Origin of the sequence: Azoarcus taiwanensis, from assembly GCF_012910885.1 — a bacterium.
Taxonomy (GTDB): Bacteria; Pseudomonadota; Gammaproteobacteria; order Burkholderiales; family Rhodocyclaceae; genus Azoarcus_F; species Azoarcus_F taiwanensis.
The window spans coordinates 1-14,366 of record NZ_WTVM01000100.1 but is presented as its reverse complement, the minus strand read 5'-3'; the positions used below and the strand labels follow the sequence as shown (position 1 = coordinate 14,366).

Here is a 14,366-nt window from a genome sequence, read left to right as displayed (position 1 = left end):
ATCATAGCACACCGAATCCGGGCGCTCGCTGCCCACCGCTCACGTACCCAGGCTCCCCCTACCGGTGCCCGGCGTCCCAGCCAACAAGGAACTTCCCCACATGAAACGACTGTTCGCTAGTCTGATTCTCGCCGCATGCACCAGTACGCTTTTCGCCGCCGGTCCGGTGGTCGAAATGCACACCAGCAAGGGCGTCATCGTCATCGAACTGGACGGCGAGAAAGCGCCGGCCACGGTCGCCAACTTTCTCGAATACGCGGAAAGCGGATTCTATGAGAATACCGTTTTCCACCGGGTCATCGACGGATTCATGATCCAGGGCGGCGGCTTCGACGCGGACATGAGCCAGAAGGCGACGCGAGCCCCGGTGCGCAACGAAGCTGACAACGGCTTGAAGAACGAACCGGGCACCATCGCGATGGCACGCACGCGGGATCCGCATTCGGCAACCGCGCAGTTTTTCATCAACCTGGTCGCCAACACGGCGCTCGACTACCCTTCCTTCGACGGCTACGGCTACGCGGTGTTCGGCCGTGTCACCGAGGGCTTCGATATCGTCCAGTCGATCGGACGGGTCGCGACCGGCACGGTCGGTCCCTTCGAGAACGTGCCACGCGAACCGGTGAGCATCGATTCCGTTCGCATCGTCGAACGCTAACATCAGGAGAAACACAATGGCCGTTCGACTGCATACCAGCTTCGGTGCGATCACCCTCGAACTCGAGGCCGAGAAGGCGCCCGAGACCGTCAAGAACTTTCTGGCCTATGTTCAGGCCGGACATTACGACAACACCATCTTTCATCGGGTGATCGACGGTTTCATGATCCAGGGTGGCGGCTTCGAACCCGGCATGAATCAGAAACCCACCGGGGAGCCGGTTCGCAACGAGGCGGACAACGGACTCAAGAACCGCGCCGGCACGATCGCCATGGCACGGACCCAGCAGCCCCACTCGGCCACCGCACAGTTCTTCATCAACGTCGCCGACAACGACTTCCTGGATCACCGGGCACCGGACGTCCAGGGTTGGGGCTACTGCGTATTCGGATCGGTGAGCGAAGGGATGGACGTGGTCGACCGCATTCGCTCGGTCAAAACCGGATCCAAGGGTTTCCACCAGGACGTCCCTGTCGAGGACGTCGTGATCGAGCGCGCCGAGATCATCTGATCCGGCCCAGCGGCGGCGCGTGAAGATTCATTTCATCTCGGACCTGCATCTGTGCGAGGAGGAGCCCGCAACCCTGCGGGCTTTCATCGATTACCTTGCCGGTCCGGCCCGCACCGCGAACACGCTGTACATTCTCGGTGACCTGTTCGAATACTGGGCAGGGGACGATGACGACACGCCTCTGATTCGCCAGGTCTCCGACGCGCTGTCCGCCCTCGCTGCTTCAGGAACGGCGCTTCGCTTCATGGCAGGCAATCGCGATTTTCTGATCGGGCAACACTTTGCGTCGCGCTGCGCGATGCGTCTGCTGCCCGACCCGAGCCGTCTGGTGGTTGACGGCCGGCAGGTGCTGCTCACGCACGGAGACGCGCTGTGCACTGACGACACCGACTACCTGCAATACCGCAGCCAGGTTCGCGATCCCGAATGGCAAAGAGCCTTCCTCGCCCGACCCCTCGCGGAGCGCAAATCCTTCATCGAGTCGCTGCGAACCCGCAGCCGGGAAGCGAACGCCCGCAAGCGCCCCGAGATCATGGACGTCAACCAGGACGCGGTTGCCCAATTGCTACGCACCAACGACTATCCGGTGCTGATCCACGGGCATACGCATCGCCCGGCAAGACATGAACACCTGGTCGACGGCCGAACATGCGAGCGCTGGGTGTTGGCCGACTGGCGCGGGCAGGCTCACTATCTGGAATGGGCTTCAGGCTCAGGCACCGCGCGTACCCTGGCGCCCCCGGCCTGAGCCCGAGCTCAGGACTGCAAACCAGACATCAGATCGCGCTTGAGGTCTTCGACCGACTCCAACCCGACCGCGATTCGAATCAGCCCTTCTCCGATACCCGCTGCAGCACGCGCCTCTGCAGTCAGGCGTCCATGCGTGGTGGACGCGGGATGGGTAATCGTAGTCCGTGTATCGCCGAGATTGGCAGTGATGGACATCGTCCGGCAAGCATCGACGACCCGCCATGCAGCCTCACGCCCGCCTTCCACCTCGAAACTGACGATCGCGCCTCCACATCGTTGCTGGCTCAACGCCAGTCCGTGCTGCGGGTGGGATTCAAGACCGGGGTAGTACACCCGCCGGATGCCCGCTTGCCCCTCCAGCCAGGATGCCAGCGCGAGCGCGTTGGCGGATTGAGCTTCCATCCGCAGCCTCAGCGTTTCCAGCCCCTTCAGAATCACCCAGGCATTGAACGGCGAGATGCACGGCCCGGCGGTGCGCAGAAACTTGAAAACCTCTTCCATCACCGGTTTGCCGCCGACGACTGCGCCGCCCAGAACCCGGCCTTGCCCGTCGAGATATTTGGTAGCGGAATGCACCACAACATCCGCACCGAGCGCGAGGGGCAACTGCAAGGCCGGCGTGCAGAAACAGTTATCCACCGCGAAAAGCGCACCGGCGGAATGCGCGATATCAGCTACCGCTGCGATGTCCACTATCTCGGTCAGCGGGTTGGACGGTGTCTCGACGAAAACCAGGCGTGTATTCGGCCGCACAGCCGCACGGAAGGCATCGAGATCGCTGGCAGGCACAAAGGTCGTCTCAATTCCGAACTTCGGCATGATGCCACCCAGCAGTTGCTGTGAAGCGCCGAACAATCCATTCGTCGCCACGACGTGCTCGCCCGCTTTCATCGTACCCATCACCAGAGACAGGATCGCTGACATGCCCGAAGAGGTGGCAACGCAGGCTTCTCCCCCTTCAAGGGCTGCGAGCCGATTCTGCATCATGGTCACGGTCGGGTTGGAGAAACGCGCATAGACGTAACCCTCCTCCTCGCCCGAAAAACGTGCTGCAGCTTGCGCCGCATTGTCGAACACGAAACTCGAAGTCAGGAACAGAGCTTCGCTATGTTCGCTGAAGTGAGTGCGTTCGGTTCCGCCTCGAATCGCGAGGGTGTCGAAATCGGCTTCGGTCATATCTTGTCGGGCCTTACTGCTCGCTGCTGGTCACGAGATTCAGGTCGAGTTGACCGTCCTCGCCGTCATCCCCGACGCGGGCCTGTCCGCGTTGATTTTCGACACCGTAAAGGTACTCATCGGTGATGTCGCCGGTCACATAACAACCATCGAAACAGGACGTCTCGAAATGGCTGATCGTCGGATTGATGGCACGAACCGAGGCCTTAAGGTCGTCGATATCCTGATAGAACAGGCCGTCGGCACCGATCTCTCGGCAAATCTCTTCCTCGCTGCGGCCCGCTGCGATCAGTTCTCCCTTTGTCGGCATGTCGATACCGTAGACATTGGCGTGGCGCACCGGTGGAGCGGCCGACGCGAGGTAGACCTTCTTCGCCCCCGCCTCTCGCGCCATGCTGACGATCTCGCGACTCGTCGTGCCTCTGACGATTGAATCATCGACGAGCAGCACACGTTTTCCCTTGAATTCGAGCGGAATCGTGTTGAGCTTCTGCCGCACTGATTTCCGCCGCACGGACTGCCCCGGCATGATGAAGGTTCGCCCGATATACCGGTTCTTCACGAACCCCTCGCGGTAGGGAAGACCGAGCCGCGTCGCCATCTCCATGGCCGCAGGTCGGCTGGAATCCGGAATCGGGATCACCACGTCGATCTCGAGTTGCGGATGGGTTCGACGAAGCTTGTCCGCAAGGTATTCGCCCATCTTCACGCGCGATTCGTACACCGAAATACCGTCGATGATCGAGTCCGGGCGCGCGAGATACACATACTCAAACATGCACGGTGCCTGAACCGTTGCCGGCGCACACTGACGACTCATGAACTCACCGTCAGTGCGAATCAGGATCGCCTCGCCGGGCGCGACATCTCTGAGCATCTCGTAACCCAGCACGTCGAGTGCGACCGACTCGGAAGCAACCAGCCATTCCGGGCCCTGCTCGGTCTCATTGCGACCGACCACCAGCGGACGGATGCCGTGTGGGTCGCGGAAGGCAAGCAGGCCAAAACCGGCGATCAGCACCACCGCGGCATAGGCGCCACGACATCGCCGATGAACATTCGCAACCGCCCGGAACACCGCATCAGCATCGAGTTTGAAACCGTTCGCTGCCGCCTGAAGCTCGTGCGCCAGGACGTTCAGCAGGACCTCGGAGTCGGAATTGGTGTTGATGTGTCGCAGATCCGATAGAAAGATCTCGCGCTTGAGCTCGTCCGAATTGGTCAGATTGCCGTTATGCGCGAGCAGCAAGCCGAACGGCGAGTTCACGTAGAAAGGTTGGGCTTCGGCCGGGTTGCAGGCCGAACCCGCCGTCGGATAGCGCACGTGACCAATGCCGACATTGCCGACGAGGTTGCGCATATTTCGGGTGCGGAACACGTCGCGCACGAGGCCAGGGCCCTTGTGCATGAAAAAGCGACCTTCGTCCGAAGTCGCAATGCCGGCGGCGTCCTGTCCGCGATGCTGCAGCACCAGCAGCCCATCGTAGAGGAGTTGATTGACGGGCGAGGTCGCGACGACCCCAATGATTCCACACATGGCGCTATACCTATCTGAATCGAACGCGTTCGGCCACCGCTTCCGGCAACCAGGGTTTGGCGGCAATCACCGCGGTCTCGAGCGGGGGGGCAAACAAGGCGTTACTCCACCAGGGCTCACGTGCCATACCGGCGAGCCCGCCGAGCAGAACCAGCACGAAAGCAATTGCCAACCCACGAACGATACCGAAGAGCGTACCGAAGAAACGGTCAGTCGGCCCGAGGCCGGCGGCCTTGAGCAACTCCCGTAGAAGAAAGCGAAAGACCGCTGCAAGCAATAGTACGCCGACAAATATCAACGCGAAACCGGCGACATGTCGCCAACCCGGTTCAGCGATGACACCACTGAGCATCTCGGCTGCAGTTCCGGCATACAACCAGGCGGCAAGAAGCGCCACTATCCACGCAAGAATCGCGATGACTTCACTGACGAAACCGCGCCACATACCGACCAGGGCCGAGAGCACCAGGACCGCAAGAAAGATGTAGTCGAATATCGTCATGCGTGGTGAAAGCGACAGACCGTCGGGCCGGAAACCTGATCGGGCTGATGAGTCATCATCTCCGAACAGTCTCAGCGCGCGATCACGACGCCGGGACGGCCGGCCGCGCTCAGACGGGCTTCCGCCCGCTCGGCTTCCTGACGTGACGCGTAGGGTCCGACTCGCACCCGGTTGACGCCCCCTGCCTGCTCGATCACCGCGCTGTATCCACTCGCGACGAGTTCCTGCCGAAGCGATTCGGCCTTGTCCCGCTCACCGAACGCCCCCACCTGAACCATGAAACCACCGCTGGCCGGAGGTGTCGCCCCCATGCGTCCTTCGAGGATCGCCTGGACTCGGGCAGCCTCGTCTAGAGCCGGCGCCGCTGGAGTCTGCGCCGGTGCGCTGGCGACCGGGGTTTCGGGTACTGCTGGACGCGCAGGCGCAGGTGCCGGTGCAGATTCGGGGGCTGCTCTCGCCGGAGGTGGCGTGACTGGCGCTGGTTCGACGACGACCGGCGCCGGCAGTTCTTCAGCCTCCCGAAGGTCAACTGACTCGTCCGGCAGGGTGATGAACTCCTCATCCTCGGTGAGTACCAGCGGGCGGCCCCCTATCGGCCTTGCAAGCGCCGCGTCCGCTGTACGATCCGGTATCGTCACCTGAATATCGTGCGTAGGCAGACCGGGATCGTCATCCATGATCATCGGCAAGACCAACGCCGCCAGCAAGGCAAGCGCTGCCGCACCAACCAGACGACGGCGGGAGCGCTTCTTGAGTTCGAGATTGTCGTTGTCAGCCACGTGCGTTCTTCTTGCCTTCGTCCTCGAGGAAACCGAGGACGTCAGCGACAGTCATGAACGATCCGAAAACAAGAATTCTATCACTCTCGCTCGCGGCTTTCCGCGCTGCATCAAATGCCTGGGCGGGTGAGTCGAAGCATGCCTCGGGGGCAGCGCCCGCCGCGCGAAGTCGTGCTGCCAAGTCGGCGCAGTCAAGCCCACGCGTCCCCTGCAGCGATGCCACGTACCAGTGGTCGATGCGTCCACTCAATAATGCAGCCACCTGCTCTACATCCTTGTCGGCGAGCATACCGATGACGCACCAGGTGTCCGGATAGAAACCCATGTTCGAGAGGTTCTCGGCGAGCACGCCAGCCGCCTGAGGGTTATGTGCCACATCCAGGACCACGGTCGGTCTTCCCGGCAGAACCTGAAAGCGCCCGGGCAAGTCGACCAACATCAGGCCCTGACGAACTGCCTGCATGGAGACTGGAATGCGATCGCGGAGCAACTCGAGCGCAGTCAGAACCGAGGCCGCATTCAGCAATTGATTGGCACCCCGCAGTGCTGGATAGGCCAAACCGCCGCGCTTGACCAGGCCGCCGGCACTGCCCGGCGCCTCATAGCGCCAGTACCCCCACTGCTGACGATCGCCACCGAAACCGAAATCGCGGCCACTGATCCAGAGCGGGGCACCGATTGCCTCAGCATGGGCGAGCAGGCTTTCGGGTGGCATGGGATCACCGCAGATCGCCGGTCTTCCGGCACGAAACACGCCGGCCTTCTCGAAACCGATCTTGTCGCGGGTATCACCGAGGTACTCCATGTGGTCCATCGCGACACTGGTAACGATGGCGCAGTCGGCATCGACGATGTTGACCGCATCAAGCCGACCGCCGAGCCCGACCTCGAGGATCACGACCTCGGGTGCGGCATCACAGAAGACCTTCCATGCGGCGAGTGTACCTTGCTCGAAATAGGTCAACGGAGTTTCGCCCCGTGCCGACTCCACCGACTCGAACGCTGCCACCAGGGTCTGCTCGTCGACTTCACGCCCATTCAGCCGCACCCGCTCGGTATAACGAAGCACATGAGGCGAGGTGTAGAGGCCGACACTGTATCCGGAGGCGAGCAGAATGGCCTCGAGCATGGCACACACCGAGCCCTTGCCGTTCGTTCCAGCGACAGTAATCACAGTGCCGCCCATGCTGGCTTGGAGGCGTTCAAAAACCTCCCCCACGCGCTCGAGCCCGAGTCGAATGGTTTCGGTGTTTCGCGACTCCAGCCGCTGGAGCCATCGATCAAGATCCGTCACGCGCGCCTCAGGCTTCGACTGCGCGCTGCTGGGTTAGCATGCCGATCAGAACTGCGATCCGCTCGCGCATCTCGCGTCGATCAACGATCATGTCTATGGCGCCCTTTTCGAGCAGAAACTCAGCGCGCTGAAAACCTTCGGGAAGCTTCTCCCGCACCGTCTGTTCGATGACGCGCGGACCGGCGAAACCCACCAGCGCGCCCGGTTCGGCAAGGACGACGTCGCCCATGAAAGCGAAACTCGCCGACACACCACCCATCGTCGGATCGGTCAATACGGTGATGAAGGGAAGGCGACGGCGAGCCAGGCGAGTGAGACCAGCGGTAGTCTTGGCCATCTGCATCAGCGACAACAGGCCTTCCTGCATTCGCGCTCCACCCGAGGCGGTGATGCAGATGAACGGCATGCGCTGCTCCTCTGCCAACTTCACGCCACGGATGAAGCGTTCTCCGACAACCGAGCCCATCGACCCGCCCAGAAACTCGAACTCGAAGCAGGCGACCACCACCGGTTGCGCAAGAATCGACCCGCTCATCACGACAAGCGCATCCTCCTCCTCGGTATCGACCTTGGCGCTCGAGAGTCGCTCGGTGTACTTGCGCGAGTCCTTGAACTTGAGCGGGTCAATCGGAACGACCGAAGCGCCGATCTCCTCACGACCATCGGCGTCCAGCAGAAGGTCGAGACGCGCGCGTGCGCGCAACCGAAGATGATGGCTGCACTTTGGACAAACGGCCTGATTGGCCTCGAGATCCGAACGGTAGAGCACCGCCTCGCATGAAGGGCACTTGCTCCATAGCCCCTCGGGAATGGATTTCCTGACCGCGGATTCGTCTTTCTTGATACGCGGCGGCAGCAGTCTCTTCAACCAGCTCATTTGAGAACCCCTTCCGTGGCGTCGAGGGCCTCCCGGATGCCACGGATGAACGACTCCACACGCGCGGCTGCTTCCTCGCGCGGACTGTTTTCAATTTCTTCGATGATGCGACTCCCGATGACGACGGCGTCCGCAACCGCCCCGATCCGTGCTGCGGTCTGTGCGTCGCGAATGCCGAAGCCGACACCGACCGGCATGCCGACACGTTCGCGAATGCGCGGAATGCGGGCACATACTTCGTCCAGGTCCAGCGTGGCGGACCCTGTAACGCCCTTGAGTGACACGTAGTAGATATACCCGCTGCCAGCCTGGGCGACGTCGTCGAAACGCTCATCGGACGAGGTCGGCGCCAGAAGAAAGATCGGGTCCAGACCACCTTGTCGCGCGGCAGACGCGAAAGTCCTGCACTCCTCCGGAGGATAGTCGACCACCAGCACGCCATCGACACCGGCGGCAACCGCCTGTTCAACAAAGGCTTCGGTTCCCATGGCCTCGATGGGATTGGCGTAGCCCATCAGCACCACCGGTGTCTCCGCATCGGACTCCCGAAAGCTGCGGACGATGCCGAGCACCTTGCGCATGCTCATGCCGCCAGCCAGAGCGCGCTCGGAAGCGCGCTGGATCGTCGGACCGTCGGCCATCGGATCGGAGAACGGAACGCCGAGTTCGATGATGTCGGCCCCACCACGCACGAGCGCCTGCATGATTGGAACCGTCATGTCGGCAGACGGGTCACCGGCCGTCACGAAGGGGATGAGCGCACGCCGCCCTTCGGTTCGGCGCTGCTGAAAAACGGAATCTATTCTGGACATGGGCTGATTCAAAGATGGCTTGCCGGTTGGACGCTCGGCGCCTGAGTCAAAACTGGATGCCGGATAGTTCGGCCACGGTATGCATATCCTTGTCGCCGCGGCCGGACAGGTTGACCAGCAGCACGCGGTCGTTGGCCAGGGTCGGAGCGAGACGGGCAGCATGGGCCAGGGCATGAGAGGTTTCCAGGGCAGGAATGATGCCCTCGTAGCGGCACAGGTCGTGAAAAGCCTGCAGCGCCTCGCTATCGGTCACGCTGACATATTCGGCGCGACCGCAGTCCTTCAGCCATGCATGCTCCGGCCCGACACCAGGGTAGTCCAGACCTGCCGAGATCGAGTGTGTCTCGATAATCTGCCCGTCCTCGTTCTGCAGGAGATAGGTTCGGTTGCCGTGCAACACACCCGGACGACCGGCGGTGAGGCTGGCCGAATGACGACCGGTCTCGATGCCCTCGCCCGCCGCTTCGACGCCCACCAGGCGAACGTCGCGGTGGCCGAGGTAGGGGTGAAAGATACCCATCGCGTTCGAGCCCCCGCCCACGCATGCAATGACATAGTCGGGTTGCCGACCGGCCATCTCGGGCATTTGCTCGATGCATTCCTCGCCAATGACTGACTGAAAATCCCGCACCATCATCGGATAAGGGTGCGGACCAGCCACGGTGCCAATGATGTAGAAGGTGTTGTGAACGTTGGTCACCCAGTCGCGCATGGCTTCATTGAGCGCGTCCTTGAGCGTACGCGAGCCCGACTCGACCGGTACCACCGTTGCACCCAGCAACTTCATGCGATAGACGTTGGCAGCCTGGCGACGTACATCCTCGGCGCCCATGTAGACCACGCACTCCATACCGTAGCGCGCCGCCACCGTGGCCGTCGCCACGCCGTGCTGCCCGGCACCAGTCTCGGCGATGACGCGTGGCTTGCCCATCTTGCGCGCAAGCAAAGCCTGACCGATGCAGTTGTTTACCTTGTGCGCACCAGTGTGATTCAGATCTTCACGCTTGAGATAGATCTGCGCGCCTCCAAGCAATTCGGACCAGCGTTTGGCATGGTAGATCGGACTTGGGCGGCCGACGTAGTGCTTGAGCTCGTAACGGAACTCCGCCATGAACTCCGGATCATTCCGGCATGTTTCGTAGGCCTGACGCAGTTCCTCGATGGCCGGAATCAGGGTTTCGGCCACGAAGACACCACCGTAGGGGCCGAAGTGGCCGCTGGCGTCTGGCATCGCGGGTGAATCAGCCATCTGCATTACGAACTCCTTGTACGAACGCAGCGATCAGCGCTGCATCCTTGATACCCTTGGCCGATTCCACACCACTCGAGACGTCGACCGCCCAAGGTCTCACGCGTCTGACCGCGTCGCATACATTCTCCGGCGACAGGCCACCCGAGAGAACCATGGGCCTGCCGAGGTCCCCAGGAATCAGATTCCAATCAAACGTTTCACCCCCGCCCCCATAGCCCTCCACGAAGGCGTCCAGCAAGATGCCGGCGGCAGACGGATAGGAAGCCGCGAATTTTACCAGATCAATGCCCGGCCGCATTCGCGCAGCCTTCAACCAGGGCAAACCGAAACCCTCGCAGGCCGCCGCGCTTTCATCGCCGTGAAACTGCAACATCTGAAGCGGCACCTGAGTCAGCACCTCACGAACAAAACCGGCTTTGGGCTCGACGAACAGCCCCACGGTCGTGACGAAAGGCGGGATCAGGCGCGTGAGTTCCGCAGCACGAGTCGGACTGACGTAACGTGGACTGGGCGGATAAAAGACCAGCCCGATCGCGTCGGCTCCCGCCTCGACTGCGGCCACAAGATCGCTTTCGCGGGTCAGACCGCAAATCTTGATTCTCGTTCGTTTCATGGATGTCGGCTTGACACGCTACTGGAATGTTTCGTCAGCAAAGGGACATGACGAAAACGATGGGTTGTGGGCCGGGCAAGCCAGCCGCGCACCGAAGCTATCGCGATGACGAGCGACGGAGCCATGCGCCTCAGGACGCGCCTTTGTGCTCGGGCATTTGCGAACCAGACCACTGGCGTGATCACGGCATGGGCAATCGGGGCTTCGCGATAATACGCCCATTACCCGGCAGCGGCCAACGATCCGCATAATCGACCCCGCACAGGTAAAGCCCATCCGCCGGAAAAGTGGGTGCAGCAAGGCTTCGATCGCAGTGCATCAACACTTCTCCCATCCATTCGGGCGGTTTCGCTCCTTTACCGACGTAGACCAGCGCGCCAACAAGATTGCGCACCATGTGATGCAGAAAGCCGTTCGCGTGAAAATCGAACAGCAGGTAGTCGCCGTCGCGAGTCACCTGCGCACTATGCATCAGGCGCACCGGCGTTTTGGCCTGACAACCGGCTGCACGAAAAGCGGTGAAGTCATGCCAGCCAATCAGATGACGCGCGGCTTTGGCCATCGCTTCGACATCGAGATGGACGTGAAACCAGCCGACTCTTCTTGCCAACAGCGCCGGGCGGACCGTTGCGTTGAGCAAAACATAGCGATAACGCCGAGCCTCGGCGATATAGCGCGCGTGAAAACTGTCATCGACCTCCACCGCCCACAACACCGCAACATCGGGTGGCAGCAAGCTGTTGACACCCCTGACCCAGCTCACATTGCGCCTCACGGAACTGGTATCGAAGTGCGTCACCTGTGCGGTGGCATGCACACCTGCATCGGTACGACCCGCGCAATGCAGTCTCACGGGATGGCCCGCAATCACGCCGATTGCCCGCTCCAGGTGATCTTGCACGGTTCGTCCGTGTTTCTGGCTCTGCCATCCCTCGAAGGCATCACCAGCATACTCCACACCCAAAGCGATTCTCATAGTGCAATCCAGAGCGACAATAGGGTTGCAAGACCAAAACTCAGTATCAGCCAGTCACGCCCCCGAAACGGCTCGACTGGCATCGGCACAGGCCTGAGCGATGCCTCTTCTTTCGCAGGCGTCAGCCATTTCTTCCAACTCCCCGTCGATCTGCCTTCGACGAATTCCAGCACCAGCAGCGTTCTGACCGCAATTCTGCCCGCTGGCAAACCCATTCGCTCAAACGGCCGAAGCAAGGCGTAGAGCGCTCCTACCAGCCGCTCGGACGGCAGGAACTGCATGAGCAGAGCGACACACAAGACCACGGCCACGACCCGTCCTGCATGCTCGAAGGCCAGCGTCATGCCTTCAACGGTCGGGCTCAGGGCGGGAAAATCGACGATGACGAGTGTCCCAGGTGTAAACCAGGCGAACAGCACGACGATCGCCAGGAGCAGTACGCGAATGCGCCGCAGGAGACGGAGCGCACGTTCTCTGGCAGTAATGAGGCTGGCAAGGCCGAGCAACAGGATCAACCACCCAAGCCATTGCGGCGGCAAGCGCTGCAACAGTGCCACCGCGCCTAACCACAGGAAGATCAAAAGCCCACCGTGCATGGATCTGACACTAGCTTGAAATAGACGAAACCCCGGTCCCTCCCGGGACCGGGGTTTCAGCGAACCTGTCGCCGACAGAACGATCAGCCAAGCCTGTCGAGCAGTCGCTGCGCCGCTTCACGCTGACTCGGCGAGCCCTCTTTCAAGACTTCCTCGATCAGTTCGCGCGCTCCATCCTTGTCGCCCATCTCGTCATAAGCACGAGCGAGGTCCAGTTTGGTATCGACCTCCTGGACGACATCGGGGGCAGGCACTTCAGCAGCGTCGGGCGCCACTGGCTGAGCCGAATCGGTTGCCGTTTCAGAGACGCTTTCGGGCAACTCGACATCAAGATCCAGGTCGATGTTGGAGAGATCCACCGCCGGCACTTCGACGCCAGATTCGGACGCAGCCTCCGCGGAGTCAAGATCAAAGTCGAAATCCAGCAGGCTGTTGTCGAATCCGGTTTTCTCCAGATCCACCACCGCCTCGTCCTGGTCACCACTTTCAGCTTCGAACGCATCGCGCAGATAGTCATCCGCCAACACCGTCGCATCAAGATCTCCAGCAGAGCCAGAACCGGTCTTTGACGTGTCGATCATCCGGGCCGCGTCGGCGTCCGCCTGGTCGACGTCATGCTCGGCTCGTGCAAGGTCGAGCTCGTTGCCGATCACCGTGGCCTTCAGCGATTCGTCCATCCCGGTCGACGCGCCAGCACCCTGCTCATCCACCATGCGTTCGGCCGCCTCAATATCAAACTGAGTCCCGACAACAGTCTGATCCAGGCTCTTGCGATCAGCCTGCGGCGCCTCGTCTCCCCCCAGGTCGAGATCGAATTCAAGCGGCTGCTCTGCCTCGTCAGCCGGCGCCTCGACAGGCTCGGTCACAGGCCCTTGCTCCTCGCCGACCTCCGATTGGGCAGCTCGCGTGGCCGCTTCATCACTGCCGAGGTCAAAATCGAGGACCGAAAAGTCCACCTCATCCACGACCTCTTCTGGCGCTTCCTCGCGACCCACGGCCTCAAGCGCGCTACTGACCTCTTCCGGCGTGCCCTGCTCCATCGCCTCATCGAGACGCGACAGGTCGCCTGCCGGCATCGTCCAGGTGTCCTTGAGCTGGGAGTCGCTGGGCTCGACCGGGAGCGAAGTGGTGAAATCGAGCTCACTCAATTCGTTACCCCGCTCGGCAAGCAACGGTTCTTCGCCAGAGCCTTCCGCCTCACTGGGCATCGGCAATTCGGCTGCGCTGCTTTCAGCGACACCTGCAGCCACGCCTGCCGCCGCAGCAATGCCGGCTGTTGCACCGGTTTGGGCAGCGCCGCCTGCAGCAGGCGGTTGTGTGGGCGGTGCCTCTGCGCCGCCAACACCCGCGAGTGGGCCAGCCTTGTACAAGGGGTTATCCGGGTCGAGCTTGCGTCCAAGCTCTGCGGCTTTCTCCCAATCCGGACCACGCCCGCCGGTGCGGGAGTACAGGTCGGTGGCGACCGATTCGAACTGACGCAGGCTCTGGCGTTGAGCGTAGATCTCCAGGAGCTTGAGGTAGACCGGCGTGCGGGACGAGTCTGCCTTGAGCGCATCAAGCAGGATTTCCTCAGCCTGTGCGTCGCGACCATAGGCCATATAGACATCGGCTTCAGCCACGGGATCGACACCCTCATCGGCATCGATCGCAGACAGGCCCGACTGGCTGAAATCCGTGTGCAGAAGACTACTGCTTCCGGTATCTACACTCTGACCGCCCTTGTCACCAAAGATAGAGTGCGCGGAGGACGGCGCTTCGCTCAACTGTGCGGGCATCTCGGACGATTCTTCAGCCTTGCGCTTCTGTCGCACGCGGTAACCTGCGTAACCAAGCAACAGCACCAGGACGCCACCGCCGGCAGCAAGGAGGGCTGGATCCTGGAGGATCGTCTGCAGGAACGTGGGCTGCGGCGCAAACGGATCCGATACGGGAGCAGGTGCGGGTGCGGGTGCGGGTGCAGGTGCAGGTGCAGGTGCAGGTGCAGGTGCGGGCGCCGGTGCCGGAGGTTCTGCGGCCGGAGTGGCGGGCGGCGC

At 61.8% G+C, this 14,366-nt stretch carries 15 protein-coding genes; 3 read left to right on the top strand and 12 right to left on the bottom strand.

The genetic code is table 11. The features are described from left to right. Positions 1 to 100: 100 nt before the first annotated feature. Genes GPA21_RS14670 through GPA21_RS14660 form a run of 3 tightly spaced genes read left to right on the top strand, consistent with a single transcriptional unit; the run spans position 101 to position 1,917 of the window. A complete protein-coding gene (locus tag GPA21_RS14670) occupies positions 101 to 658 on the top strand; it encodes a peptidylprolyl isomerase (RefSeq protein WP_168988881.1) in 558 nt (185 codons plus the stop codon). A 16-nt stretch (positions 659 to 674) separates the two neighbouring features. Then, positions 675 to 1,169 carry a peptidylprolyl isomerase gene (locus GPA21_RS14665; protein WP_168988880.1) on the top strand — a complete coding sequence of 165 codons (495 nt, stop codon included), beginning with the start codon at positions 675 to 677 and terminating at the stop codon, positions 1,167 to 1,169. A gap of 19 nt (positions 1,170 to 1,188) precedes the next feature. After that, positions 1,189 to 1,917: a UDP-2,3-diacylglucosamine diphosphatase gene (locus GPA21_RS14660; RefSeq protein WP_168988879.1), complete on the top strand. Its 729-nt coding sequence runs from the start codon at positions 1,189 to 1,191 to the stop codon at positions 1,915 to 1,917. A gap of 8 nt (positions 1,918 to 1,925) precedes the next feature. On the opposite strand, the gene GPA21_RS14655 is transcribed toward GPA21_RS14660, so the two are convergent. The 12 genes from GPA21_RS14655 to GPA21_RS14600 form a co-directional block, all read right to left on the bottom strand. Continuing rightward, positions 1,926 to 3,095, bottom strand: coding sequence for an O-succinylhomoserine sulfhydrylase (locus GPA21_RS14655; RefSeq protein ID WP_168988878.1), 1,170 nt, complete (start codon positions 3,093 to 3,095; stop codon positions 1,926 to 1,928). Positions 3,096 to 3,108: 13 nt separating this feature from the next. Further along, positions 3,109 to 4,632: an amidophosphoribosyltransferase gene (purF, locus tag GPA21_RS14650; RefSeq protein WP_168988877.1), complete on the bottom strand. Its 1,524-nt coding sequence runs from the start codon at positions 4,630 to 4,632 to the stop codon at positions 3,109 to 3,111. Between the two features lie 10 nt (positions 4,633 to 4,642). After that, a complete protein-coding gene (locus GPA21_RS14645; protein WP_168988876.1) occupies positions 4,643 to 5,134 on the bottom strand; it encodes a CvpA family protein in 492 nt (163 codons plus the stop codon). Positions 5,135 to 5,205: 71 nt separating this feature from the next. Continuing rightward, positions 5,206 to 5,913 carry an SPOR domain-containing protein gene (locus GPA21_RS14640; RefSeq protein WP_168988875.1) on the bottom strand — a complete coding sequence of 236 codons (708 nt, stop codon included), beginning with the start codon at positions 5,911 to 5,913 and terminating at the stop codon, positions 5,206 to 5,208. Next, positions 5,906 to 7,207 carry a bifunctional tetrahydrofolate synthase/dihydrofolate synthase gene (folC, locus tag GPA21_RS14635; RefSeq protein WP_168988874.1) on the bottom strand — a complete coding sequence of 434 codons (1,302 nt, stop codon included), beginning with the start codon at positions 7,205 to 7,207 and terminating at the stop codon, positions 5,906 to 5,908. The genes GPA21_RS14640 and folC overlap by 8 nt, the downstream gene beginning before the upstream one ends. 7 nt (positions 7,208 to 7,214) lie before the next feature. Then, positions 7,215 to 8,084 (bottom strand): acetyl-CoA carboxylase, carboxyltransferase subunit beta, encoded by an 870-nt coding sequence (gene accD, locus GPA21_RS14630; protein ID WP_168988873.1) that lies wholly within the window; start codon positions 8,082 to 8,084, stop codon positions 7,215 to 7,217. Continuing rightward, positions 8,081 to 8,896 carry a tryptophan synthase subunit alpha gene (trpA, locus tag GPA21_RS14625; protein WP_168988872.1) on the bottom strand — a complete coding sequence of 272 codons (816 nt, stop codon included), beginning with the start codon at positions 8,894 to 8,896 and terminating at the stop codon, positions 8,081 to 8,083. The genes accD and trpA overlap by 4 nt, the downstream gene beginning before the upstream one ends. Positions 8,897 to 8,942: 46 nt before the next feature. After that, positions 8,943 to 10,151 carry a tryptophan synthase subunit beta gene (trpB, locus tag GPA21_RS14620; protein ID WP_168988871.1) on the bottom strand — a complete coding sequence of 403 codons (1,209 nt, stop codon included), beginning with the start codon at positions 10,149 to 10,151 and terminating at the stop codon, positions 8,943 to 8,945. Continuing rightward, on the bottom strand, positions 10,138 to 10,761 hold the full coding sequence (locus tag GPA21_RS14615; protein WP_168988870.1) for a phosphoribosylanthranilate isomerase: 624 nt from the start codon (positions 10,759 to 10,761) through the stop codon (positions 10,138 to 10,140). Before GPA21_RS14615 ends, trpB begins: the two co-directional genes overlap by 14 nt. A gap of 181 nt (positions 10,762 to 10,942) precedes the next feature. Then, a complete protein-coding gene (gene truA, locus GPA21_RS14610; protein WP_168988869.1) occupies positions 10,943 to 11,737 on the bottom strand; it encodes a tRNA pseudouridine(38-40) synthase TruA in 795 nt (264 codons plus the stop codon). Next, positions 11,734 to 12,333 (bottom strand): hypothetical protein, encoded by a 600-nt coding sequence (locus GPA21_RS14605; RefSeq protein ID WP_168988868.1) that lies wholly within the window; start codon positions 12,331 to 12,333, stop codon positions 11,734 to 11,736. The genes truA and GPA21_RS14605 overlap by 4 nt, the downstream gene beginning before the upstream one ends. Positions 12,334 to 12,416: 83 nt before the next feature. Further along, a partial coding sequence (locus tag GPA21_RS14600; RefSeq protein ID WP_281355953.1) for a motility hub landmark protein FimV occupies positions 12,417 to 14,366 on the bottom strand: 1,950 nt, incomplete at its 5' end.